24 protein-coding genes and 1 pseudogene are annotated in these 25137 nt (G+C 45.9%); 8 read left to right on the forward strand and 17 right to left on the reverse strand.

What is annotated here, in order from left to right; translation table 11 throughout:
* The first annotated feature begins 129 nt into the window (after positions 1-129).
* Positions 130-3333 carry a DEAD/DEAH box helicase gene (locus tag ACXAD6_RS14155; RefSeq protein WP_474969404.1) on the forward strand — a complete coding sequence of 1068 codons (3204 nt, stop codon included), beginning with the start codon at positions 130-132 and terminating at the stop codon, positions 3331-3333.
* A 42-nt stretch (positions 3334-3375) separates the two neighbouring features.
* Here ACXAD6_RS14155 and ACXAD6_RS14160 read toward each other — a convergent pair whose 3' ends face one another.
* Positions 3376-4266 carry a COX15/CtaA family protein gene (locus ACXAD6_RS14160; RefSeq protein ID WP_027956284.1) on the reverse strand — a complete coding sequence of 297 codons (891 nt, stop codon included), beginning with the start codon at positions 4264-4266 and terminating at the stop codon, positions 3376-3378.
* 104 nt (positions 4267-4370) lie between these two features.
* The gene (locus ACXAD6_RS14165; RefSeq protein WP_474969405.1) at positions 4371-4925 is read right to left on the reverse strand and encodes a metal-dependent hydrolase; all 555 of its coding nucleotides are present in this window, start codon (positions 4923-4925) and stop codon (positions 4371-4373) included.
* 85 nt (positions 4926-5010) lie between these two features.
* Here ACXAD6_RS14165 and ACXAD6_RS14170 point away from each other — a divergent pair, with 85 nt between their 5' ends.
* On the forward strand, positions 5011-5658 hold the full coding sequence (locus tag ACXAD6_RS14170; protein ID WP_027956282.1) for a haloacid dehalogenase type II: 648 nt from the start codon (positions 5011-5013) through the stop codon (positions 5656-5658).
* 25 nt (positions 5659-5683) lie between these two features.
* On the opposite strand, the gene ACXAD6_RS14175 is transcribed toward ACXAD6_RS14170, so the two are convergent.
* From ACXAD6_RS14175 to ACXAD6_RS14185, 3 genes are all read right to left on the reverse strand, one after another.
* Positions 5684-7756 (reverse strand): PAS domain S-box protein, encoded by a 2073-nt coding sequence (locus ACXAD6_RS14175; protein WP_474969406.1) that lies wholly within the window; start codon positions 7754-7756, stop codon positions 5684-5686.
* A 154-nt stretch (positions 7757-7910) separates the two neighbouring features.
* Positions 7911-8750 (reverse strand): ABC transporter ATP-binding protein, encoded by an 840-nt coding sequence (locus tag ACXAD6_RS14180; protein WP_027956280.1) that lies wholly within the window; start codon positions 8748-8750, stop codon positions 7911-7913.
* A 293-nt stretch (positions 8751-9043) separates the two neighbouring features.
* Positions 9044-9607 (reverse strand): TetR/AcrR family transcriptional regulator, encoded by a 564-nt coding sequence (locus tag ACXAD6_RS14185; RefSeq protein ID WP_474969407.1) that lies wholly within the window; start codon positions 9605-9607, stop codon positions 9044-9046.
* A 186-nt stretch (positions 9608-9793) separates the two neighbouring features.
* Between ACXAD6_RS14185 and ACXAD6_RS14190 the strand changes: the two genes are divergently transcribed.
* Positions 9794-10477 (forward strand): Crp/Fnr family transcriptional regulator, encoded by a 684-nt coding sequence (locus ACXAD6_RS14190; protein ID WP_474969408.1) that lies wholly within the window; start codon positions 9794-9796, stop codon positions 10475-10477.
* Between the two features lie 143 nt (positions 10478-10620).
* On the opposite strand, the gene ACXAD6_RS14195 is transcribed toward ACXAD6_RS14190, so the two are convergent.
* Positions 10621-10905, reverse strand: coding sequence for a hypothetical protein (locus ACXAD6_RS14195; protein ID WP_474969409.1), 285 nt, complete (start codon positions 10903-10905; stop codon positions 10621-10623).
* A 729-nt stretch (positions 10906-11634) separates the two neighbouring features.
* Between ACXAD6_RS14195 and ACXAD6_RS14200 the strand changes: the two genes are divergently transcribed.
* On the forward strand, positions 11635-13098 hold the full coding sequence (locus tag ACXAD6_RS14200; RefSeq protein WP_474969410.1) for an alkaline phosphatase: 1464 nt from the start codon (positions 11635-11637) through the stop codon (positions 13096-13098).
* A gap of 252 nt (positions 13099-13350) precedes the next feature.
* Here ACXAD6_RS14200 and ACXAD6_RS14205 read toward each other — a convergent pair.
* Positions 13351-13488 (reverse strand): annotated as a pseudogene (locus ACXAD6_RS14205) (transposase); the annotation flags it as partial.
* Positions 13489-13932: 444 nt separating this feature from the next.
* Between ACXAD6_RS14205 and ACXAD6_RS14210 the strand changes: the two are divergent.
* Both ACXAD6_RS14210 and ACXAD6_RS14215 read left to right on the forward strand, forming a co-directional pair.
* The gene (locus ACXAD6_RS14210) at positions 13933-14484 is read left to right on the forward strand and encodes a TetR/AcrR family transcriptional regulator (RefSeq protein ID WP_474969411.1); all 552 of its coding nucleotides are present in this window, start codon (positions 13933-13935) and stop codon (positions 14482-14484) included.
* 194 nt (positions 14485-14678) lie between these two features.
* Positions 14679-15761: an MFS transporter gene (locus ACXAD6_RS14215; protein ID WP_474969412.1), complete on the forward strand. Its 1083-nt coding sequence runs from the start codon at positions 14679-14681 to the stop codon at positions 15759-15761.
* A gap of 357 nt (positions 15762-16118) precedes the next feature.
* Here the strand turns inward: ACXAD6_RS14215 and ACXAD6_RS14220 are convergent, their stop codons facing one another.
* From ACXAD6_RS14220 to ACXAD6_RS14250, 7 genes are all read right to left on the reverse strand, one after another.
* A complete protein-coding gene (locus ACXAD6_RS14220; protein WP_474969413.1) occupies positions 16119-16736 on the reverse strand; it encodes a YczE/YyaS/YitT family protein in 618 nt (205 codons plus the stop codon).
* Between the two features lie 206 nt (positions 16737-16942).
* Positions 16943-17380, reverse strand: coding sequence for an OsmC family protein (locus tag ACXAD6_RS14225; protein ID WP_206933477.1), 438 nt, complete (start codon positions 17378-17380; stop codon positions 16943-16945).
* 140 nt (positions 17381-17520) lie between these two features.
* On the reverse strand, positions 17521-17676 hold the full coding sequence (locus ACXAD6_RS14230; RefSeq protein ID WP_474969414.1) for a hypothetical protein: 156 nt from the start codon (positions 17674-17676) through the stop codon (positions 17521-17523).
* Positions 17677-17826: 150 nt separating this feature from the next.
* Entirely contained in the window at positions 17827-17997 is a 171-nt protein-coding gene (locus ACXAD6_RS14235) for a hypothetical protein (protein WP_474969415.1), read from the reverse strand.
* Positions 17998-18016: 19 nt separating this feature from the next.
* The gene (locus tag ACXAD6_RS14240) at positions 18017-18394 is read right to left on the reverse strand and encodes a permease (RefSeq protein WP_474969416.1); all 378 of its coding nucleotides are present in this window, start codon (positions 18392-18394) and stop codon (positions 18017-18019) included.
* Positions 18394-18600 carry a helix-turn-helix transcriptional regulator gene (locus ACXAD6_RS14245; protein ID WP_027956271.1) on the reverse strand — a complete coding sequence of 69 codons (207 nt, stop codon included), beginning with the start codon at positions 18598-18600 and terminating at the stop codon, positions 18394-18396. The genes ACXAD6_RS14240 and ACXAD6_RS14245 overlap by 1 nt, the downstream gene beginning before the upstream one ends.
* 108 nt (positions 18601-18708) lie before the next feature.
* A complete protein-coding gene (locus tag ACXAD6_RS14250) occupies positions 18709-19074 on the reverse strand; it encodes a MerR family transcriptional regulator (RefSeq protein WP_474969417.1) in 366 nt (121 codons plus the stop codon).
* Positions 19075-19166: 92 nt separating this feature from the next.
* Between ACXAD6_RS14250 and ACXAD6_RS14255 the strand changes: the two genes are divergently transcribed.
* Positions 19167-19928, forward strand: a complete 762-nt coding sequence (locus ACXAD6_RS14255; protein WP_474969418.1) for an SDR family NAD(P)-dependent oxidoreductase — start codon at positions 19167-19169, stop codon at positions 19926-19928.
* Between the two features lie 36 nt (positions 19929-19964).
* Here ACXAD6_RS14255 and ACXAD6_RS14260 read toward each other — a convergent pair whose 3' ends face one another.
* Positions 19965-21515, reverse strand: coding sequence for a PH domain-containing protein (locus ACXAD6_RS14260; protein WP_474969419.1), 1551 nt, complete (start codon positions 21513-21515; stop codon positions 19965-19967).
* Positions 21512-22006: a PH domain-containing protein gene (locus tag ACXAD6_RS14265; RefSeq protein ID WP_474969420.1), complete on the reverse strand. Its 495-nt coding sequence runs from the start codon at positions 22004-22006 to the stop codon at positions 21512-21514. Before ACXAD6_RS14265 ends, ACXAD6_RS14260 begins: the two co-directional genes overlap by 4 nt.
* A 164-nt stretch (positions 22007-22170) precedes the next feature.
* On the opposite strand from ACXAD6_RS14265, the gene manA reads away from it, so the two are divergent.
* On the forward strand, positions 22171-23130 hold the full coding sequence (gene manA / locus ACXAD6_RS14270) for a mannose-6-phosphate isomerase, class I (RefSeq protein WP_474969421.1): 960 nt from the start codon (positions 22171-22173) through the stop codon (positions 23128-23130).
* A 29-nt stretch (positions 23131-23159) separates the two neighbouring features.
* Here manA and ACXAD6_RS14275 read toward each other — a convergent pair whose 3' ends face one another.
* On the reverse strand, positions 23160-25118 hold the full coding sequence (locus tag ACXAD6_RS14275) for a fructose-specific PTS transporter subunit EIIC (protein ID WP_474969422.1): 1959 nt from the start codon (positions 25116-25118) through the stop codon (positions 23160-23162).
* Between the last annotated feature and the right edge of the window lie 19 nt (positions 25119-25137).

Here is a 25137-nt window from a genome sequence, read left to right on the forward strand (position 1 = left end):
TACATTGAAAGTTAGCATAACCAACCATTAAAATCAATCACCCGGACAGGATTCCAAAGGCCGGGGCGTTCTCCTGGACCGCTTAAACCTGTTATAATGAAACTAAAACTGAGAGTAAGGATGCCAAGTATGCAGAGCTACTTATTACAACCGAAAGATATAAAGAAAATTACCGGTGAAGCCTTTTATTCACGAGGAAAACAATATTTTGAATCCGGCAAAGTGTACGGACTTTCCCATAACAGCGCTATCCATTCCTGGCGCGCTGTTGTTGCGGGCACTCATGATTATGAGGTGCGCGTCTTCTTTTTTGAGGATGATGATGTGGAGGCCACGTGTGAGTGTGCCGCCTACTCCACCTATTATACGTGCAAGCACATTGCTGCGGTACTGATTGCCATCCGCGAAAGAGCCCTGGAGGAGCTTGCTCCGAAACTGGCTGACAAAGGCCGGAACCGTTCGCCCAGGACGACAAGCCAGGACCGGATGTTTGCGGTCAGTCTATTCGAAGCCTTCCGTCAAAAACAGGAAAGCCGTACAGGGATGGACACGAAAAAGCCGCTGCGCATTCAATATTCCCTGCATATTCAATCCATTCTCGGCACACGCAGCCTCGGGATTGAATTAAAGCTTGGAGAGAAATACCCCTACGTTATTAAAAATATCCGTGAACTGCTGGAGTACATCCGAAAGCAGCAGCCCTACCGCCTGACCAAATCGTTTACGTACGATCCTGCTGAACATACGTTTTCGGAAGAGGATCAGGCCATATTCCAGCTGCTTCAAAGGGCGTATGAGCAGGAGCAGTTTTTTGAGCAGCAGTGGAATACCGCTGAACAGAAAATCTTGAAAATCTCCCCCGCCCTCGTCCACCAGCTTCTGCCCCTGCTTGAAAAGCAGGAGACGGAGGTCATCGAACGCGGCAGCCAGGCGGGTCCACTCCATTACGAAGAGTCTTTTCCTGATTTAACGTTTTATGTATCGGAAGAGCGCGGACATTTCCACATGCATATGAACCATTTAAAGGATTATGATTATTTATCTGATTACCACCTGCTTTATAAGGAAGGAAACTTCTATCCCGTCGCTCAGGAAAAGGAGGAAGTGATCCGGACGCTGTATTCCATCCTTCCCTACAACTCCAACGGCAGCCATACGATCAGCCATAATGATATGGAAGGGATCGTTTCGTACGTCCTGCCGGAACTGGCAACGATTGCGGATGTGAATCTGGACACGTCCGCCCAGCAGAAAATCAACCAGGAAGATCTCAGGGCTGAAGTGTATCTTGATTTCCAACAGTGGACATTAACGATCGATGTGAAATTTCATTACGGCGACCTTGTCATTGACCCTTTTAATGATAAGGAACGCCCCGGACAGACCATTGTTCAACGCGACTTTGAGACAGAACAGAACATCATGCAGATTATTGAATCCGCCGAATTTAAATTCGACGGGGAGATGGTGTATTTAGAAGACGAGGATCGATTGGAAACGTTCCTCTATCAATACCTGCCTTCTTTAAAGAAATACAGTGACGTATTCTTATCCGGAGCGGTCCGGTCACTGTTTGATGATCAGCAGCATGAACTGCAGGCGTCCATTGACCTTGAATCCGATGGCAGCTGGCTCGATATCAGCTTTGCCATCGAAGGCATCAGTACGGACGATGTAACAGAAGCTTTAAAGGCGGTCATTGAACGGAAAAAGTACTACCGATTATCCGATGGGGCGCTGATGTCCTTGACCTCTGATTCATTTGAGCGTTTCCAACGACTTGTGGAGGACTTGAACTTAACCACCGGAGATGTGGAGGACAACCATTTTCAAGTTGCCGCTGCACGAAGCCTGCAGGTGGATGAAACGCTGGACACGAACCTTTCCGACCGCAGCAACCGTTATGAAGAACTGGTCACCCGGCTCCGGTCCCCCCAGTCCTTTGAGATTGATCCACCCGAGAATCTGCAGGCAGATCTCAGGTCGTATCAGCTGACGGGTTTCCGGTGGATGAAGATGCTCAGTCATTACGGACTAGGCGGCGTCCTCGCTGACGATATGGGGCTTGGCAAGACGCTGCAGACGATCTCTTACATTCTCGATGAAAAGCAGGAGGGATCCTTAACCGCTCCAGCTGTTATCGTCGCTCCAGCCTCCCTTGTTTACAACTGGAAAAAGGAGCTCGAAAAATTCGCCCCGTCCCTCACGGTGCAGGTGATGACCGGTGACCCTTCAGAACGCCAGGCCGCCTTTGAACAGGCGGAGGGTAAAGATGTGTGGATCACCTCTTATCCCCTGCTCCGTCAGGATATTAAGCACTACGAAGATAAGGACTTTCATGTCATGGTCCTTGATGAGTCCCAGGCCATCAAAAACGAATCAACGAAAACAGCCTCTTCCGTCCGGTCCTTGCGTGCGAGACACCGGTTTGCCTTGAGCGGAACGCCGATCGAAAACTCGCTGCAGGAACTGTGGTCGCTGTTCCGCGCCATTATGCCCGGATTCTTTACAAGTAAGAAGAAGTTCACGCAGCTGAAACCGGCAAAAATCTCACAAATGACACGCCCGTTTATTCTGAGACGGATGAAAACCGAAGTGCTTGATGAACTTCCGGACAAAATTGATTCGGTTCAATACTCCGAGCTGACCCGTGAACAAAAAGAGGTGTACCTGGCTTATTTAGAACGAATCCAAAACGATATCCAGGAAACCATCGCAACGAAAGGGATTCAGCGCGGAAAACTGGAAATCCTTGCAGGTCTTACACGTCTCAGACAGATCTGCTGTCATCCCGCCCTGTTTCTTGAAAATTACGAAGGACAGTCCGGAAAGCTTGAACAATTGAAAGAACTGGCGGAGGAAATGAAAGCCGGCGGCCACCGGATGCTGATTTTCTCGCAGTTTTCCAGCATGCTGACCCTGATGCACAAAGAGCTGACTGACAACGGCCTGGATGCCTTCTATTTAGATGGAAGTACAAAATCAGAAAAACGGATGGACATGGTCGAAGCCTTCAACAACGGAGAAAAAGACGCTTTCTTTATCTCCTTGAAAGCCGGTGGGACCGGACTCAATCTGACCGGCGCCGATACGGTCATCCTTTATGATCTTTGGTGGAACCCGGCTATTGAAGAACAGGCAGCCGGCCGGGCCCACCGGATCGGTCAGGAAAAAGTCGTCCAGGTGATCCGGATGATATCCGAAGGAACGATCGAGGAGCGGATTTATCAGCTTCAACAGAAAAAACGCGACCTCGTCGATCAGATCATCCAGCCTGGAGAATCGATGCTTACATCGCTGAGCGAAGAAGAAATCCAGCAGCTGTTTCAATAAATCCTCACAAAAAAGCACGAGCGGACGCATCCGCTCGTGCTTTTATTCTACCGTTAAGGACTTTTTCTGAAGTTTGAACCAGTACCCGCCAAGGATACAGGCGCCAATGGTCATCGTTATCGTGGAGATGATCATATGGATGGAGGATGCCAGTACGACATTCCCTGTCACTACAATAATGAATCCAACGGCCGCATTCATCAGGATTGAAATCAAATACAACCACGACAGCGAGATGTGATATTTGAACCTGGATGCGTAAATGACAAAATAAACAGCGGCTACAATAATGACGACCGTCGCCACCCAGTGAAGCGAGTAGACAGCATTCGCCATGGATTCACTCGTAATCAAATACTCCACAGCAGGAATGTCCATCATCACATTGCTGGCACGGCTGTGTTTGAAGAAGGCGCCTAAAATCACCTGCAGGACATACAGCCCATAACCGATCAGAAACGTCCGGTAACTCATCGCAATGGAGGACCAGCGGCTCCTGTCCAGCTCAATTTTCGTCTCATGCAGACTGTAGCTCAGCAGCACAAGGACGACTAAAAGAAGCTGGCTGAATGTGACATCAAAGGTCGTAAATCCAGGCGGTGTTCCAAGCAGCACGTTCAATCCGCCAATAATGGACTGAAGAACGAGCAGCGCCAGGCTGAGAACAGCGAGAACAAATACAGATTTATTTTTTCGGTACTTATAAATGGCTCCTATCGCATTGAGGCCCGTCAGTACAATAAGCAGCGGCACCATCAACCGGTGGGAATATTCGATAATGACGTGATAATCCGTGAAATCAGGAATGATCCGGTCATTACAAAACGGCCATGACGTTCCACACGCATCCCCGGAGTCTGTCGCAACGACAAGATTTCCCAGGATAAGGGCGAGGAACGTGACAAACGTTGTAAGAATAGAAAATTTCTTCATCGTCTTACCCTTTCTCTATTTAGATCATGACATGTAACAGAAGAATTACATGTAAATCATATCATGAAAACAGTGGATTCGATAAAGGAAAGCGCACCCAACTCTCATGAACTTTTTGTGAACGAACGTTTGTCCTTCACTTTTTTCACGAACATATAGAGAAGTGAGAGGACGATGAGCGTCGTATTAACAAGGGAAAAAGCCGCGGCATGGTAGTCATCGTCCCAATAGGAAACAGGTCCACGGAACGTGTAGCTGCTCACTGGGTAAAACATCGGCACAGCATCCTCCACATGGGTGAGCAGGTCCAGAACGATATGCCCGAGCCACCCATAGGCGAGGGCTGTCCATGCGTTCAATTTCCTCCCTTTCCAAACGAGCAGCACGATAAAAACCACTGCCCAGACGAAAACAGAATGACCGGCCTGGCGCAGGATAAAGACGACCGGGTGTTCAAATAGATCGTAGACCAGACGGAACAGCGAGCGCATCGGGTTCTCATCATCCGCTACCTCCCAGGCCCTTCTACTTACGCTCAAATATAAAAACATGACATAATAAACGATGTCTGGAAGGATACTCCCGAACACGAACCACCCGGTATATTTCTTTTTCCGGGTGGCGAAAAAGGTCCAGTATCCATGGTGTAACGTGTTCATGCGTTCATCTCCCTTATCTTCTCTCGACCATTGTTTATCCTTTCAGCCGCGAGGGAAACATACAACATGGAAAGGAGTCGAAGTTATGTATAAAGCTTACGTTTTTGACGCGTACGGCACAGTCTTTGACGTGCACAGCGTGATGGAAAAAATTCATCAGTTCTATCCGGAAAAAGGAGAAGCCATCAGTCAGAAATGGCGCAGTAACCAGATTCATTATTTTCTTGTCCGTCAACTGATTCAAGATTACCGTCCTTTTACGGATATTACAAGATGGGCGCTTCTTGATGCCCTGTCCACAAGTGGTGTGGAAGTGAAAGAAGAGGTCGTGAGTGAGCTGATGGAGGAATATCAGCACCTTTCCCCTTATGAAGAAGTTGCTTCTATGAGCGAAAAGCATCCGGACAAGACGTTCACCATCTTTTCAAATGGAACGACATCCATGCTTGAACCGCTCCTTGAAAATAACCAGCTGTCCGATACCTTCCAGCTGCTGAGTGCCGATGATGTCCAGGTGTACAAACCGCATCCGGAAGCTTACGCATATGCTCAGGAAAAACTCGGACTGAAAAAAGAAGAAATTCTATTCTTCTCCAGCAATCCATGGGACATCACTGGAGCCACTTCCTACGGGTTCCATACCGCCTGGGTGAACCGGAAGGAACAAAAGTGGCCGGAACTTGGCATCGAACCGACTTATATCATTGATAACCTGACAAATATCCCACAATAAAGGAGTCCATTACGGACTCCTTTTCCTATAGATCTTCAAAAAACAGCACTTGGTTTTTCCCTTTCTTTTTACCTTCGTATAAGGCTGTATCAGCAGCTCGGAACAATCCTTCATGCGTTTCCCCGTCCTCCGGAAAGCAGGCCACACCGATGGAAAAAGACGTCCGAATTTCCATTCCTCTGACATAGTAAGGTTCACGAAGCTCATTTAACAATCTATTCGATACATCACGAATCAGACGGCGGTCCTTCAGTTCTTCAACCAGGACGGAAAACTCATCCCCGCCGATTCTCGCCACAGAGTCGCCTCCTCGAATACAGGAACGGAGCCGTTTTCCAACCTCCCTTAGAAATTCATCACCCATGTCGTGGCCATATTGATCGTTGATGCCTTTGAAGCCGTCGCCATCCAAATATAAAATCGCAAACGCCTGTCCTGTCCGCTGCCCCTTTTCAACAGCTTTCCATACGTTCTCCTCAAAAAGAAGACGGTTGGGAAGACCAGTTAAATAATCATAATAGGCGAACCTCTCCAACTTCTCTTCATAACTTTTCTGTTCCGATATGTCCCGGGCCACTACGACGATGTGACTGACTTCATGATCATCATCAATGACAGGGGTTGCGCGGCACTCAAACCAGACAGGTTCACCGTTGAAGCTTGTCAACTTCACTGTAATGGTGAATCCTTCTTTTGTTCGGCAGCTCTTGATAAAACGGTCCGTCAGACGGCTCAGATCTCCACGTTCAACCTTCTGCATCAGGCTTTCTCTGGACCAGCTCATAGGATCTTCCCCGAAAAACTCCTGTTGGGAAGGCGAGGCGTAGATCAGAGCGCCTTTGGGAGAGAAGACAGAAATCAAATCATTGGAGTAATTAGCGATCAAGCGGAAACTTTCCTGACTCTGGCGCATTCCTTCATAAGCTTTTTCTTTTTCCGTAATGTCATCCAAGATGGCATAGATGCCTTCTTTCTTGTTCTGAATGATAATCGGGACTAAAGAGATCTGGAGGATTTTCTCCTCTCCTCCTACATCCACAACTGTCCGGAACTGACCGCCGGTGTCGAAGAATGAACCATGAATTTCCTTTCGCACAGCGCCTTCCTGTTCTTTGGAAATCAATTCCATAAAGGACGTATGCAGCACCTCATGTCCTTCTTTTTCAAGCATTTCAAGGCTGGCCGGATTCGCTTTGGTTATAGTACCGCGGAAGGTCAGTGTTAAAATGGCCTGAGGATTGTGTTCAAACAAGGAACGGTAGCGTGATCGACTGCTTTCCCGTCTCCGCTCCTCATTCTTCTCCTCTGTCACATTCCGGATGATCGAACTGACCCCGATGGTTTCCCCTTCTTCATTCTGGATGCGGGAAACACTGACAGCCACATCCAGCAGCGAACCATCCCGTGATTTCCGGGTTGTTGTCCAGGCCGATGTTCCACGTCCTGCCAATGCCTGCTGGACGAGTTCACATGCTTCATCACTCAATTCTTCCGGCACAAACGGATAGGAGCTTCCAGATAGATCTTCTTTCGAAAAACCGTAAAGCTCCGTAAAAGCCTTGTTCACATCCAGTACGCTCCCATCTGTACCCAGGATGATAACGGCATCCGTCGTATTTGTCATCAACGATTTGTATACCGCATTCATACTTCCAAGCGCCTCTTCCTTTTCCATCACCTCAGTAAGGTTTCGCGTCACCGCCAGAATATGTGTCACGTCCCCCTCTTCGTTCAGCGTTGGTGTCAGAACCGAATGACTCCGGAACACCTTCCCGTTCACCATGATCTGATCTTCGTACGTAACCGGACCCTTTTTCTGAACGGCTTCCTCGTACGCGTCAATAAGTGATGGTGCTGCATTCTCATCCAGTACTTCTTCTATGTATTTTCCTTTCCACACTGCGCCACCGGCCAGGGAACCCTTTACAGCTGACTTGTTCATATACCGGTATTTGAAACGACGAGGGCCTTCTACGTCCATTAAAAATATAAAATCAGAAATCCCGTTCATCAACATGGGAAGCAGATCATCATAGGGAATTTGACCGCTGATGCCCTCCATAGTTCCCATACCTTCTGCTTCTTCTATCTGTTTCACCTAATTCCTCCCTGTTTCCTATACATGAATCTTCCATATATCTAAGGTTTTACTGTCTCTTCTGTACACTTCTATTCAAATGAACTAATCCCCTTGTTCCAAAGAAAAAACAGCCACAAAAAAAGCAGCCGGACGTTCCCGGCTGCTTTGAAATCTATACGGTTTGTTTCTGCTGGGCCTGCGCTTCCGCCTGTGCCTGTTTAATCAGACAACGTCCCTTTCCGTGTGGAATACACATCGGGGTGCCGAAAAGAGGGTCTTCCCTCACATCACAGACCATTTCAAATACATGCTGCATCATATCACAGGTCACGACATCCTCGGGACGCCCCTGTGTATAAACCGTCTTATCCTTAACTGCAATAATATGATCCGCATACCGGCATGCCAGGTTAATATCGTGCAGAACCATCACAATCGTCCGGCCATTATCCTGGTTCAAATCGAAAAGAAGATCCAGAATTTCAATCTGATGGGTCATATCCAGATAGGTCGTCGGTTCATCAAGAAGGAGCGTATCCGTATCCTGAGCTAGTGTCATGGCAATCCAGGCACGCTGCCGCTGTCCTCCGGATAAGGAGTCCACAGAGCGGTCCTTCAATTCCATAAGATTCGTGTCGTTGAGCGCACGCGTAACCGCTTCTTCGTCATCATCCGACCAGCGCTTAGCAAATCCCTGATAAGGATAACGCCCCTGCTTCACAAGCTGGTACACAGTTAATCCTTCAGGGGTCGTTGGACTTTGTGGAAGAATGGCCATCTTCTTGGCCACGTCCTTCGTCCTCATTTTGGAAATATCCTTCTGATCGAGTACCACCTGACCGGATTTCGGCTTTAACAGCCGTGCCATGGAACGGAGAAGTGTCGATTTCCCACAACCATTCCCTCCGATCAGGACCGTCACTTTCCCTTTCGGTATTTTCACATCAAGAGAGTCAATAATGACCGAGTCCCCATATCCAAGTGTGAGATTGTTTGCCAATAAGGTATCCATGACCTGACCTCTCCTTTTTTTCTCACTAAACCTTTACACCGTCTACTTTATCTAAAGACCTCATTCAACGTTCAGATAGGTCTTCGTGTTCATTCATATATATAGATGTTGAATTTTTTAGAAAACTATCATTTTCCTACTATCTAGTGTATGGGCTTACGTATAGTGTGTCAATGAATTTGAGAATCATTGTCATCTGGTTCATGGAAAAGTGTATGCCTTTTTCCATCGCGAAAGAACCATGGAGGGGGGCGTTTCCCATTTTCCATGTATTAAAAAGAGACCCGCAGCCTCTATGAGCTGCTGATATATTCCTGCCGGATGCCTTCAATAATATCAAGGAGAACCTCGGAGTCCTGATTGTTCTTCATAAGAAGAATCGCCCCTTCAATCTGAGCGACAACCATCCGCGCTTTCTGTCTTGCCTGCTTTTCACCTTGAAGAGCTTCAATCACCTGTGTCAGCTCTTCAATCCAGTCAGAGAAAATACGGTTGATTTTCACACGGAAATCTTCATCATGCTCACTCATCTCGAGCGCAAGATTTCCAAACGGACAACCGTGAAGCTTTTCAGGCGTTTCATGAAACTGAATCGCCCACTGAAGCATTTCTTCCATTTTCCTCGCTGGGGATCGGCCGGATTTTAGAATGCCTTCAATCAGCTCGTCCTGCCACATCTGCACATAATGATCGACTATGGCCAGCCCAAGCTCTCTTTTCGAAGTAAAATAATGATAAAACTGGCCTTTGCCGATCCCGCACGCTGCCAAAATGTCACTCAGCTTTGTCGACTCATAGCCTTTCGCATGAATCAGCTTAGCGGCTGCCCCTATGATTTGTTGTTTTTTTTCACTCATCTGCCTCACCTTCCTGCAGTTATACCAACCAGTTGGTCAAGTTGTATAATAATAACACGCCTGCAGGACAACAGACAATGCTCTGATCCGCACATTGCCCAGGTCTCTGCCATCCTGCTATCATAGAGAAAGATTTCCCTGTCTTAACCATGATTCAATTTCAGGGAAGATATGAGGTGAACACGAATGGATAAGCTGACCCTGCTTTCCCAGATCAGTTTGTTTGAAGAACTATCCAAGGATGAATTAATGAGTATTGATCAAATGAGTGAAATGAGCCCCGTAAAAAAAGGAACGGTGATTGTTTCTCCTGATCACCCTATGGACGTGCTTTTCCTTTTGAAGAAGGGACAGGTGCGCTTGTACCGCATGAACGAAGACGGCCGCCAGTTTACGGTGGATATATTAGTAGACGGCAACATTTTCGGAGAAACCTCCACCATCAGTCTGACGGATGATCAAACCTATGCAGAAGCTATGACCGACACGTATCTCTGTACGCTCAGCCATGAGGACTATGAAAGCTTCATCAAGGAGAATCCGCACGTAGCCCTGAAACTGATCGACATTCTCTCCTCACGATTGAAGGATGTTTACAGCCTGAGTGAAAAAATCGCCCTCAGTGATGTGAAGCAGCGGCTCCTTTACCTGCTGCTCATGCTGAGTCAGAAAACCGGCCGCCGGAAGAAAAACTGGCAGACCATCGAAATGAAACTCACCCACCAGGATCTCGCCAACATGATCGGAGCCACCAGAGAGACGACCAGTGCGATGATGAGTCAATTGAAAAAAGACGGGTATATAAAAAAAGTCCGCTATCTTTCCATCGATGCGGATAAAACAGAGGAATTGCTGCATGGAAACTCTTGAAGCTGAATAATTCCCTTTTATTCCATTCGGTGCGGATGTTCAAATAAAAAGAGGAACTCCCCCATTCGGAAGTTCCTCTTTTCATATCGGGCAGATGCCACTAATGTTTCCTATTTCCATTTAAAAGAGGGATAGGAAAGAGGTTATGTTTTCCTTTTCATTTCCAACAGTACAGGTGCTGTATTCAGTATGATAGAAACAATTGTCAAAGACCACAACGCCTCTTTCATCCCGGGCACGACATCTAATAAAGCAGCCCAGTCTTCCGCTGCCACCCACCGGGATACAAGACTGTATTCAGCGCAGAGGGTTAGTGAAGTGAAAGACAACCCAACTGCCATAGCAAACTTATATTCCTTTCCTGCTATATACAGGTATACGTTGATGATTGTTGCCACTATCGATATAACGGCAAATAGGATCCACATTTAAAACCCCCCCCTCAGGACAGAAAAAAACATGTTCAACCTATGTATATGGAGTCAGGAGTTCCTTTCAAATAAAAAATGTATGAACAAAACACCTCCCAATAGTAATGGAAACCCGATGAGTATGTAATAGATATTCTTTGGAACTTCAAAAATACTTGCTGGATAACTAAACAAAAACATGTAAATGATGATCAAGGGGTATTTACAAAAACTCTTCATTGGAACACTTCTTCCATTTAATCCTTAGTTTAGCGAGTACCTTTATCTGACCAATGGCTCATGAACAATAAATAGTCATTCAATCATATCAAACCTATGCCCAACTAGAAATTGCAACCAAATCTCCGATAAGTATCTCATTCATCTTGAAACATTATAGAAGGGTTACTAAGACACGTTCAGGAACTATTCAAACACAGGATAGCATCTATCCGTAAACAAAATAAACAACCGGGCGCTCCTCCTAAGAGTGTTTTATTTTTCTCCTGCCTTGTAAAAAATCTGCAAGAGGCCCATGCGCTTGTATGAATGCGCTGCTCATGGAGATTACCCTGTAATACTTACAAAATCCCTCCACTACTTCCTCCTATAGCATTCCTTCCAAAGTCTGCACCTAGGTAAAGTTCAGTCTTGATATTACTAACAATAAGAACTGCTAAAAGGAAGAAAAACATTTTGTGCAGGGATTAATCCCTGCGCAAAAGATGTCTGATATTTACACATCACATGAAATTTTTAAATGAATTTCATCCTTCGTTAAAATTAACGAAGAATGGACTTGGTATACTGTTGATGCATCACATCAGTAAAGGGCGTGTACATATGTTTAAAAAAGCCGGTGTTTTTATCATGAGTGCAAGTTTGATTTTGGGCGCAGGAGTTGGCTGTGTTCAACAACCTGATGCGCAGGAAGGGGACGGAAAAGAAACCCTCGACCAAGCGGGTCCTCCCCAGGAAAAAGTCGACAACGTGATTTTTATGATTCCTGATGGTTTTAACACGGATTACGCTACAAGCTACCGATGGTATAAGGGGGAAGATGCCGTTTGGGATAAACATTTGAAAGGTCTGCACAAAACCTATTCAGATGATTCCAGGGTAACCGACTCCGCTGCTGCCGGAACAGCAATGGCAGCTAGTGTTAAAACGAACAATGGTACGATAGGTTTAGATAAGGACGGAAATAAAGTGAAAACAATCCTAGAGGCTTCAGAAGACAAAGGGAAATCAACAGGGTTAGTTGCAACATCTACGATTACCCATGCGACCCCCGCTGCATTTGCCTCCCATGTAAAGTCACGTGATCATCAGCCTGAAATCGCCAGGCAAATGCTGGATAACGATGTCGATGTTATGCTTGGTGGAGGTAAAGATTTCTTCCTCCCAGCGTCTGAAGGCGGCGAACAGCAAGGTGAGAATCTATTAGAGCAAGCGGAGGAAGCAGGTTATAAAAACGTGGAAACGCGCAGCGATTTAATGGAAGGCAAGGATATTGATGTAGAAGAAGGGGAAAAGCTTCTAGGTTTATTTGCAGACGGCCCCTTAAAACCCGAACTGGAGCGTGAAAATACAGAACAGCCAAGTCTCTCAGAAATGACCGAACGTGCAATTGACCTCCTTGAGAAAGACAAGGATGGGTTCTTCCTAATGGTTGAAGGCAGCCAAATTGACTGGGCAGGCCACGATAATGATCCCACTTGGGCATTCAAGGATACAGCAGCATTTGAACAAGCAGTGGAAAAGGCCATGGAATTTGCTGAAGAAGATGGAAACACTCTCGTAGTCATAGCCGGTGACCATGAAACCGGCGGTATGACCGTTGGATCTAATGGCGAGTATGACACCAGGCCGGAGCTTGTAAAAAAGGTTACAGCAACAGGTGCATTCATGGCTGAAGAATTAAACGAAAATCGTTCCAACGTTGAAGAAGTCGTAGAGAGTCATACACCATTTGACTTGTCCGAAGAAGATGTTCAAAAAATCCAGGAATCTGAAGATCAAAAACTTGCCATTAACCAATATGTGAGTGATAAAGCCCTTGTGGGATGGACCAGTACTGGACATACAGGTGTAGACATTCCAGTTTATGCCTACGGACCTCAGTCCAATTCCTTCAGCGGCCTGATCGACAACACCGATCTTCCTAAAATTATGGCAGAAGCCCTGAAGGTAGATTTAGAGGATAAGTAAAATAAGAAGTACAGTTTTAGATTAAAACAAGAAAAACGACAGCCCTATGGCTGTCATCAGCTTGTAGAGAAACCCCATGTTTTTCTGCAAGTTTTTTTGTGCAGTTCGTGCGGTCGAATACCACTCGCTTTCCGCGGACGAACGCCCGATCCTCCTCGTGAAAACCCACACTGCGGGGTCTCGGGTCGCCCGTTTTTCCGCAGGAGTCTCCTGGTATTCGCCCGCCCTTCACCGAAAAAGACTCTCCTTCACCTATCTCACCCTGGATAGGTGAAGGGCAATCTTTTTCATGTTTTGGCAGGCCGCCGTCAGTAACGCTTGTTCGCGCACATTCTCTTTTCCGCGCAAGCGACAGTAACGCAGCCCGTGCCGTTCTTTTGAATCTGCGAATCTGCATAGGGCACAATCTCTTTCCTCTATAATTCTAACGTCGTCACGAGGAGCGTTTGGTGGTGACACAGCGCGAGCCGAAGATCCACTTGGTCCAGTGGTCTTCTTGACCAAGTCAGCAGAGGCCGTTCCCGCGGCAGGCATCCACCGATAAGCGGAACGTGCCCTCTCAACATGACATACTATGACGAACTGTTTCTACAGACTGTTACAATCGGCTTCGAAAATGTGGATGTATTAGAAAAGGATGAAGGAATGGTTAGTTTTTACATTGAAGCATTCTTACCTTGCCTTTTTAGATATAGAGCCAGCTCTGATCGCTTAATTCTAAATAGAAACCCATAGAAATCAGGAAACCGCTCCTGTTTACTTTGACTTCTACTATTATAGATGCTACGTTGACAATAGAATGAACGTTCTATCTAAAGGAGGTTTGCTTAACCATTGAGTGAGAAGCGCAAACAAGTATTAAATACTGCCGAACAACTCTTCTATACTTATGGATTTCATGGAGTTGGTTTAAAACAAATTGTTGATGAAGCAAATGTTGCGACGATGACGTTGTATAATCACTTTTCCTCTAAGAACAAGCTTGTAGAAGAGGCTGTCAAAAACCGTGAAGAGCGGTACTGGGCATACATTTGTTCTGCATCCGAGGACTATTCTAACGAGACATTTGTACGGATTGCCCAATTACATGGAGCATTCTTAAAAGAAGTATCCCCTCAAGGTTGTATGTTCCTGCGTGCCATTGAAGTATATCAGGATACAGACAAGAACATAGCAGATATTGCCAAAAAGCATAAATCAAGAGTCCTTGAGTATTTCGAGACACTTGCCATTCACAGCAATATCAAAGATGAGAAGAACTTTGCTTATGAATTTCTTCTTATTATTGAAGGGGCTACATCCATGGCCCAGATTACAGATCCTACACAAGCCACTGATCATGCAGTTACCATGACAAAAGCTCTTCAATCCCATTTCCTAACGTAAACGGCATCCTTTCGGATACCGTTTTTTCTATAAGTAAATCCTTGCCCCATAAAGAAGAGTCCATGGTAAAAACATACAGCTTGTCTGGATCAATACTTGTAACTTAGATAGAAAGAACGTTCTATCTAAAGTATAGAAACAAAGGAGTATCACAGCTTATGAATTTCACGAGACTCGTCTTTCCAGGCGTAACTATGATTGCAGTAACTTATGGATTAGCAAGGTACAGTTTCGGATTGTTGCTCCCCAACATTTCCCATTCCTTTCAAATGTCCGATACACTTTCCGGTATCATTTCTTCTCTATTTTACCTTGCCTTTTGTTTTACCATTGTTTATTCTACTGTCCTGACAACTAATAAAGGGCCTAAACCTATGATTATGCTGGCGGGTGGTTTTGCTGTTAGTGGTATGCTGATGATCAGCGCTTCCTTAAACGAATGGATGCTTGCGGCAGGCGTTCTCCTGGCCGGGGGAAGTACAGGGCTCGTGTCTCCTCCGTACGGATCAGCTATTGCTCATTGGATAAAGGTACCCTTACAAGGAAAAGCCAATACATGGATAAACTCCGGTACTAGTCTAGGTATCGTCGCCACAGGAGTTGGCGCCCTTCTGCTGCCGCTTCATTGGCGATACACTTACTTACTCTATGCTCTTATTGCTTTACTCGTTTTATGGTGGAATTATCGGATTATCCCAAAACCTGACGATTCCTTAAAGGTTCAACGCGGGATATTATCGGCAAAAGGATTAAAAGGAGCTACATCGATCATCACCGCGGCTGTTCTAATGGGGATTTCAAGTGCATGTTTTTGGACTTTCTCCAGGAGTTTCATAGAAAGCAGCGGTGAATTCAGTACCCTCGTATTATCTCTATTCTGGGTCACGATCGGACTCTTCGGTATAACCAGTGGTTTAGGCGGCACCGTTATCGAACGGATCGGGCTCCAATCCAGTTATACCCTATTTGCTATGATGATGGGAGGAGCTTCGTTTCTACTCACCTGGGCATCTGACAGCATTCCTATGATATTAGGAGCAGCTGCGTTATTCGGCACCTCTAACTTGTTTATATGTGGCTTGCTTATCGTCTGGGGAATCCGTGTATTTGAGAGTAATGCTTCTTTAGGTATAGGTTTACCTTTCATTATGCTTTCCTTTGGCCAAGTGATAGGGTCTATCCTTGCAGGCAGTATGATTGAATGGGTTGGTTATGCTGTGACGTTCGCAGTATTTGGAGCTATCTCTATCGCAGGATCTTCTTTACGGACAGCCTAGAGCAGACTTCCGCCATGACAGATCATAGAAAAATTCGGATCTTTTCTTCGTTGAAATCTATAACATTAAAAGAAAATGAATGCGGTATATGACTGGAAAACTAGATTTAAAAAATCCCCCTGCTAAGTTCATAATGATATGCATAGCAAAAAGCTTCCAATTTAATGGAAGCTTTTTTGTGTGTTGGGATTTTAAATAACGAACGCCCCTCTTGTCTTGAAGCATAGGTAGGACTTCCATGAAGAACTACACTCTCCATGGAGGTATAATTGCCTTAACACTCTTATCCCTTTGAAATGGAGTCCGTTCTGTTTCTAAAGAAAAAGTCAATTCTCATTAGAATTGACTCTTCAGCAGTTAGGAAGTACTTGCGTATTGTCGTTCATTTGTAGGTGATAGCAGATCATTCCATCGTTCATAGAAGAATTGAATGGATGGACCTAGTAAGAACGAGATAACGAACGTTCCGATTCCAATTGGCCCCCCAAGCAGGAACCCGATGACAAGCAAGGAAAATTCATAGAGATTTCGGTTTACTCTAAGAGAGAGTCCATCTTTCTTCATCAATGTTTGCATAAGTTCATCAACAGGGATTTTAGGGAGATTCGTGTGCAGATATGAGCCAATGCCAATTCCCATGAAAGCAATTCCAACGAATAAGAGTCCCCATCTTAAGGCGAGCGACTCCAGCTGGAAATCTATAAGAAGGAAATTCCACAAGTCGAGGGTTACCCCTCTCAGAACAATTGGAATAAATACAAATAAGGATGGGATCGTCTTTCCAAGAATACTATTTAAAAGAATTACCGTTACATGGACTGTCATCATTCCTACACCTACACTAATTGGTATATGGGAGGACAAGCCTACCGCGACACTGTCTGTCGTGCCAACCCCAACATCCGCTTTAATAAAAAACGCAATGCCCAGGCTCGAGATGAGTATACCGAACACATATAAGAATAACTGCTTCATACACTTGTCCCTCCTTTTTCATTCTGAATAAGCCTTTAAACAGTAACAGGACTTTCCGATGCATTCAATAAAAATGCCTTTCTTGAAAAGGTATGTCCCTTTCTCCCAAGCCTTCAGTATACAGGGACGGTCTGTCTCCACCTGTAACCCGCCTTACAAAAATAAACACCCTTTAAGATGACACTTAAAGGGTGTTGGAAAAATATTTATGCTTTAACCCAGTTCGGGATCATTTCAACGTCAGCCGCTTTTAGTGTTGTATACACAGGGCAGCGGGAATCAATCGTTTCTTGGAATTGAGCCAGACGCTCTTCTGATTCACTTGTGTGAACAGTCGCGTTTACGGTGATTTTCTGGAAGTAAGGGCGGACGCCTTCTTCTCCCATCATACCGCGGGGATCCAGTTCTCCGTCAATTTCGAAATCGATGCCTTGAAGATCGAACTCCATTTCTTTGGCTACGAAGTTTGCAATCGCGTTTTCACACCCTGCAAGAGATACAAGAAGGGTTGCAAGTGGGTTGGCACCTTCGTCGGTTCCTCCCATTTTTGCAGGTTCATCAATGACAACCTTATGCTCTCCGGAAACACCTTCTGTTTTCATACCTTTAGATACTGCTGTGATTTTTTCGTTCATTTTAGCCATGGATCATTCTCCTCTCGAATCTTTCTTTTTTTATAAGTGATAGTTAGACCAACCGGTTGGTACAGAAAAATATATCAGTTGTATCAAATCTGTGCAACATTCCTGCTTCACATTCATAAGACAGCTTACACTTTCCTGGTTTAACCGGGGCAGCACCAGCCTGGATCACAACCACGAACACAGCCTTCTACTTTTAGAGAAGCCTGGAGCTGGTCTTCTTTCTCCGATCCTCTCTGAGTCAGCTTTTGCGAAGCATGGGCTTTCTTCGTGATCTTGGACAACATCCACTTGATCATACCAACACCTTTTTCGTGGTCTTGGGTCTTCTCTTGAAGACAAATCCAATGTAACACGGGAGAGATCGATCCACTACCACTGCGCTCAGAAGTGTAAGCTGTCTTACACAAAAGAAGCGGAATCCACGTGTGCCGGTCCGGGAAAAATGATCATGCTCCCCAGGCAGCGACACTGAACGCCAAGAGGAAAATAAAAAGCAGGAAAACTGTGATTTGGTAGAAGCCTTTTTTTGATAGAGATCCATTCGTCGTTTCCTTTTTCAAAATATAATAGCTGATGCCAAATGTGATTAAAAACACAACAGGAAAAAACCAGCTCATGAGATCCTCTCCTTTTGCTTCAATATTTACGTGCCAGGAAAACAAGCAGCAGGAACAAGGTCGTCATACTCAAGGCAATAATCAGCGAAAGAACGCTGGACACGTCCATCGTCAGGACATTCATCTCAGCTAAAAGGGAAAAGACTAACATATACCCGATGCCGGCCGTAAAGGCATAAGAAACAGCTTTCTGACGAATGGACTTCATCCGTTCATCCTTCTGCTTAAACTGTGGGTACAAATAACTCATGCAGAAGGCAAGCACCGATAAAGAGAGCATCGAAAAAGAATGCCCCTGTACAGCCCCGTCAGCCAGCAGTCCAATGATCAGTAAAGAAAGTCCCATAGCCCCGAGCAGTGATCCTAAAACGATGAATGTCCTTGGATAATGATCCATTATTCTCGTCCTCCTTCGCGGTAAATGAAAATATCTTCAATAGAAACACCAAACGTTCGCGAGATCTCAAAAGCGAGAGGGAGGGAAGGAGAATACCTGTTTTTTTCTATGGAAATAATCGTCTGTCTCGACACATGAAGCTTTTCTGCGAGTTTGTCCTGTGACCATCCATGTTTTTTTCTAAATTCAGCCAGCCGGTTTTCCACACCTCCACCTCCAATTATCCCCATTTTATTGTAAAGGGAACTTAACGTCAAGGAACCTTTACAATAGTGATTAAAAAAATCCGGCATTTGCCGGACCTGCTTACAACATTAATTCAATACACCTTTCATCGCTTCCTTATAAGCGGCAACCTTTTTCGTCAGCATGTCATCCGTCGCCTTTAAGGTTTCAATCTGGCTCTTAATGTACTGCTGATGTTCTTCAAGAAGCTTCAGCCTGTCTCCGGCTGTGTGCTCACCTTCCTGAAACAGCTTGGTATATTCTTTGATCTGCGTCACAGGCATCTGTGTTTCACGCATTTTTTTTACGAACTGCAGCCATAGGATGTGCTGCTCATCGAATTCCCTGACTCCTGCTTCATTTCGATGCGGGGCAATAATGCCTTCTTTTTCATAGTAGCGTAGAGTATGAGCACTCATGCCGAGTTTTTCGGCCGTTTCACTGATGGTATACATCGGCTTCCTCCACCTTTACAGTTATGATTTGACTTAGAGTTCTCTCTAAGGTCTACAATAACAGTGTACTAAAATTATTGGAGGGATCAATCATGAAATATACGGTCATTACAGGAGCAAGCTCAGGTATTGGTTATGAATCGGCACTGGTTTTCGCAGGACGAGGAAAAAACCTCGTCATCGCCGCCCGCAGAACAGAGCAGCTGGAACAGTTGAAAAAAGAAGTCCATGACATCAACCCGGATTTGGATGTGATTATCCGTGAAGTTGACTTATCCATTTCAGAAAATGTTTACAGCTTTTATGAAAGCCTGAAAGACCTCGACATTGAGACCTTCATCAACAATGCCGGCTTTGGAAACTTTGCAGCGGTTGGAGAACAGAAGCTTCCTAAAATTGAATCCATGCTCCGCTTGAACAACGAAGCCCTTACGATTCTTTCATCCTTGTATGCCCGGGATTATGCAGATGTCGAAGGAACGCAGCTGATCAACGTTTCTTCCGGCGGAGGCTATACGATTGTAGCGGATGCTGTGACCTATTGTGCAACGAAATTCTTCGTAAGTGCCTTCACAGAAGGTATGGCGCAGGAGCTTGAGGACAAAGGAGCGAAGATGCAGGCAAAAGTCCTTGCACCGGCTGCAACAGAAACCGAATTCGCCGACCGTTCCATGGACACCGAAAACTTCGACTATGAAGGAAATATTCCACAGTTCCACACAGCAAAAGAAATGGCCCAGTTCATGCTCGACCTGTATGACAGCGACAAAGTCGTCGGTATCGTCGATGGTGAGACCTATGAATTCCAATTGAAGGATCCAATTTATCCCTACGCGCGTAGAACACGCAAATAAGGACAAGCCCCCTGTTATAAAAGCAGGGGGCTTTTTTTAAGAAGCTCTTCTTTTATGATCTCTATGGGTATACCATACCTTCAAACGTTCAGCGAATGCTGCCGGCACATCTTGCACGACCGTTTCACGCACAGGGGCAGCACGGTTGATTAAGGTAAGCGAAGCGAGCCCTGATTTCTGCTGGAAATAGTCCCGGGATACTTCCACTTCGATCACTTTACTTCGCTTAGAAAGATACAGCGTCTTTGTGAATCCGCCTGTCTGGGTTTGGATGAACGTGTCATCCATTTGGAAACGGGTGTGAAGATACCCTTGGATGCGGGACAGGATAATGACAATGAAAAGACCTGTTGAGAACGCCCACCACGGCAGATCGATATGAAAAGGCGCTGGTTTAAAGATATACAACCCCGCCGTTGCTGCTATCCATAACCAGCTGGGACGAAGCAGACGGATATAAAGGGACTGACGGGGCAGCTTTTCCATATTCTTGAGCACACGATATTTCGGAAGCATTTCATGAACGAGACTATAGGCACGCTTCAGTGGTAGAAATGGATACAGGGATGTTACTTCCTCCCCTTCCTTTTCACCGGCAATGACCAGTTTTAATGAAGCAAAACCGAGAAGCCGTTTCATGAGGGACTGCTCAATTAAGACGGCCTGCACGTTTTCCTTCTCCACAGAAAGGTAATCCTGCTCCCAGGCTCCTTTTGTTATCAAGATCCTTTCTGATGTTGAAGCCAATTCAAACTTCCCATACTTCTTATATGTACGTACGATTCCAATTACAAATCCTGCAGCGGCCAGGAAGGCAAGCGCTCCTGTAATCATCCAGATCGACGATAAAATGCTCTCGAACAGCCCGTTCACCTGGTTTTCAAAATGCAGATCCTCCGCATTGGAAAGCCACGACCCTGCAAACGGCACAACCGTAAGAAAACTGAGAGACACAAGGGAGGCCTTCATGATATCCTTCTTCGTCGGTGTATAATGAATTGTTTTCTCCCCAGTCGATCCCCTCGGCACCGGTTGCCCAGCGGGTTCTTCCGATTCCACTCGCTCTATTTCCTCCTGATGACTGAGATCCTCGGAAAAAACCCCCTCTCCTTGGGACGTTTCAAATTCAACAGCTGCTTGTTCCTGCTGTACGTGCTGTTCAATGGATAACGCCTCCGATGGTCTTAAAACATCAAATCGGATGGTGCCGTCACGACCTTCTGAACTTGTTTCCAAAGTAAGGGAGGTCATTCCGGTCAACCGATGCACCCATGTCGTCTTTCTTTTCACCTGCTGAATTTTTGAATAAGGAATCGTACTTGTCGATGTTGTAAGAAGTTTCGATGATACAACAATTGCCGAAGGGAGAATCTCATACGTTTTTGCATACCACTTGACCGGAATATAGAGAGCGGAAAAGGTAACAGCTGCTGGCAGGACATACCGGCCATAGGTGAACAACCATGCGCTTGAATCCACCTTTAATACAAAAAACAGAAAAAACAAAGGGACACTCGTCTTGATCAGATGGATGTAATCATGAAGCATGGCCTTCGGATGATATCTGCTTCTACCTTTCCCTATCATTCATCTTCCTCCTCTACATTGGAGTATAGAGCAATCTGCTGCCGCAGTTTTTCTGCCTCTGCCTTAGGTAGAGCAGGAATGACGTGCATGCGTCCAATGGTACTGACTTCCACAGAAGAGAGGTCATATTTTTTCAGCAGAGGTCCTTCATTCGTAGAAACAGACTGGATCTTCGTCATCGGAATGACCTTGTATTCTTCTTTTAAGGCCCCTGACCTTAAATAAAGGAAGTCTTCATTCATTCCGTACCGCCAGTGCTTATGTAATAAGTTCACTTTAAAAAAAGCCCAGACCATCCCTGCTGCTGTTAAACCAACAAGACCGTACAGAACCCACCCGGTCCAGACCGGCCAGGAAAACACGCGGTCCAGAATAAACAAGAGGACCAGCACAACTGTTCCGATGATATTCTCAATAATTTCCTTCCATATCCACACTTTTATACTGTCCTTGGATAACCGCTGTAATGGGGGTTCCATCGTCACTTGCATAAGGCAGACACTCCTTCACTATTTTCCTTTATCTTCCTATACGATGAAGACTCTTTTTCGTTTCACTCTTTTTCAAAAGCCTGTCTCTACAAGGAAATATTTGATATAATTTAGTCGATTTACGTAAGCGGTTTACTCTATCACACAGATAAAGGAGTTTGGCTATGTATACAGATTTAATACGACTATCCCCGATCTTTAAGGAAAAAGTGTGGGGCGGCAGTTCTCTACATACGAATTTTGATTACGATATTCCAAGTGACCACACAGGTGAATGCTGGGGAATCGCCTCCCATCCGAGCGGATCCTCCACGATTACGAACGGACCGTTGGCAGGCTGGACACTGATGGACGCCTGGAAGGAACATAAAAAAGAATTGTTCAATGAAGACAACGATGAGAAGGCCTTCCCGCTCTTGATTAAGCTTCTGGATGCCAATGATGATCTATCTGTGCAGGTGCACCCCAATGACGCCCAGGCCCATGTACTTGAAGATAATGAAGCCTATGGAAAAACAGAGTGCTGGTACATTGTGGACTGTAAGGAAGACTCTGAAATCGTTCTCGGTCACCATGCAAAAACGCGCGGGGAGCTTGAGGATTATATTGAAAAAGGAGACTGGGATGGGCTTCTGCGCCGCGTACCTGTCAAACCAGGCGATTTCTTCTTCGTCCCCGCCGGCACGATTCACGCCATTGGAGAAGGTATTGTGATTCTTGAAACCCAGCAGAACTCCGATACCACCTACCGCGTGTACGATTATGACCGCCGGGATGACCAGAATCAGACGCGTGAGCTTCATTTAGATAAAGCCGTCGAGGTCACAACAATTCCAGATGAAAAACAGGAAAATGATTTTTCTTATAAGCAGGACCAGGACCTTTCGATTACCACTCTGACGGAAAATGATTTTTTCACAGTCTTCCATCTCGATCTCAATGGTGCCTATGAAAGCAGTAAACCGGCCGATTATCTGCTGGCTACCATCCTGGAGGGCGAAGTGACTTTCACAGGAACAGACACACAGCTCCTGAAAAAAGGCGATCATGTTATTCTTCCTTACGGGTTGGAAAACTTCAAACTGGAAGGAACGGCAAAAGCCATTGTTTCTTATCCAAAATAAAAATCAGAGGGCCTCAGGCCCTCTGATTTTTATTTGACTTCTTTTAATAACTGATAGGCTTCATCGGTTGATGTGACCTGTAAAAGCTGTTCCCTGTAATGATCATCCATTAATTTTCTGGACAGCATCTGTAGAATTTTCAGGTGCTGCGTTCCTTCACTTTCCTTCGGTACAACAATCATGAAAATCAGCTTGGCTTCTGTGCCATCAAGGCTGTTCCAGTCGACACCATCCCTTTTCACTCCGAAGGCGACTCGTGGTTCTTTCACAGCGGTCGATTTGGCATGCGGAATGGCTATGTTCATTCCGATGCCTGTGGATCCTTCCGCTTCGCGTTGTAAAATCGCCTCTTTAACATCGGTGCGGGACGTCAAGACATTCTCTGCTGCTAGAAGATCAATCAACTCATCAATGGTCTGTTCCTTTGATTCTGCCTTTACGTTCACTTGGATCAGGTTTTTATTCGTGAGCGAATGAAGGTCTGCGTTTTCCTCTTCCGGCTGCGGCTGTTCTTTCACGGCCGGTTTTTCCTCTTTCACCGTTTCCTCTGCTGCTGGCTGCGTCGGCACTCCCGCCAATGCAGGTTCTACAGCTGCTTCTTTTTTCAAAAGGTTCACGGTAATCGCTGTTACAAAACTACCAACGATAATGGCGACGAAGAACATGAGGACGTTATCCACAGCTCCAAGCACACCGACAATCGGTCCGCCATGGGCAACACGGTCACCTACTCCGCTCATCATGGCGATAACAGCTCCGACCATGGCACCGATCATGTTACTCGGGATGACACGGAAGGGATCCTGCGCAGCAAATGGGATGGCTCCTTCTGTAATTCCAAAAAGCCCCATCGTAAAGGATGCCTTTCCTGTTTCCACTTCCGTTGCCGCAAACTTCCGGCGGTTCAAGAAGGTAGCGATCCCCATACCGATCGGCGGAACGGCGATCGCGACGGCAATCGGACCCATAATTTCATAGTTTCCTTCTGCAATCATGGCTGATCCGAACAGGAAGGCGACCTTGTTGACAGGTCCCCCCATATCAAAGGCAATCATGCCGCCTAAGATTAAAGCAAGCAGAATGGAGCTTGTTCCCTGCATATCCTGCAGCCACGTTGTCAACGACTCAAAAATCTGGGCGACCGGTGCACCTACGATCGTTACGAAAATCAATCCGACGGCAAGGGAAGCAAGCACCGGGATGACAATGATCGGCATAATCGGCTGGACAACACTCGGGACTTTGATTTTCTTAATCCACAGGGCAATGTAACCTGCAAGGAAACCAGCTATGATTCCTCCAAGGAAGCCAGCTCCGGCTTCACTGCCGTAAAAGCTTCCGTTCATGGCAATGTACCCGCCAACCATCCCCGGCGCAAGACCCGGACGGTCTGCAATACTCATGGCGATAAAACCAGCCAGGATCGGTACCATGAAGCTGAACGATGCAGCACCAATGTTTTCAATCGTCTTCCAGAAGGAATCTTCCGGAATTTGAATGCCTTCCGGTGTAGATGTGCCGCCAAGTGTGAGCGAAATGGCAATCAACAGTCCTCCGATGACGATAAACGGAATCATGTAGGAAACCCCGTTCATCAAGTGGCGGTAAAAGGCATTCTGCCCTTTCCCACCGGATGCGTTTCCAGCATCTTCATTGGAGCGTTGACCGCTTTCTTCATGGACGGATGCCTGACCATCAATAATCCGCTGAATCAATCTTTCAGGAGTGTTAATCCCCTGCTGGACACCGACAGCTACAAGTGGCTTGCCGACAAACCGCTCTTTATTGACTGTTTTATCAGCCGCAATAATCACCCCGTCAGCTGCATCGATGTCTGCCTGCGTAAATTCATTTTCCACCCCGATGGACCCCTGGGTTTCAATCTTTATATCGATGCCCATCGCATCGGCCGCCTTCTGCAGGTTTTCTGCCGCCATGTACGTATGGGCGATGCCGTTGGGACATGATGTAATCGCTAGAATCTTCATAAGCTTCCTCCTCTTGTTA

It is taken from the genome of Halobacillus sp. ABH2_015, assembly GCF_056158945.1.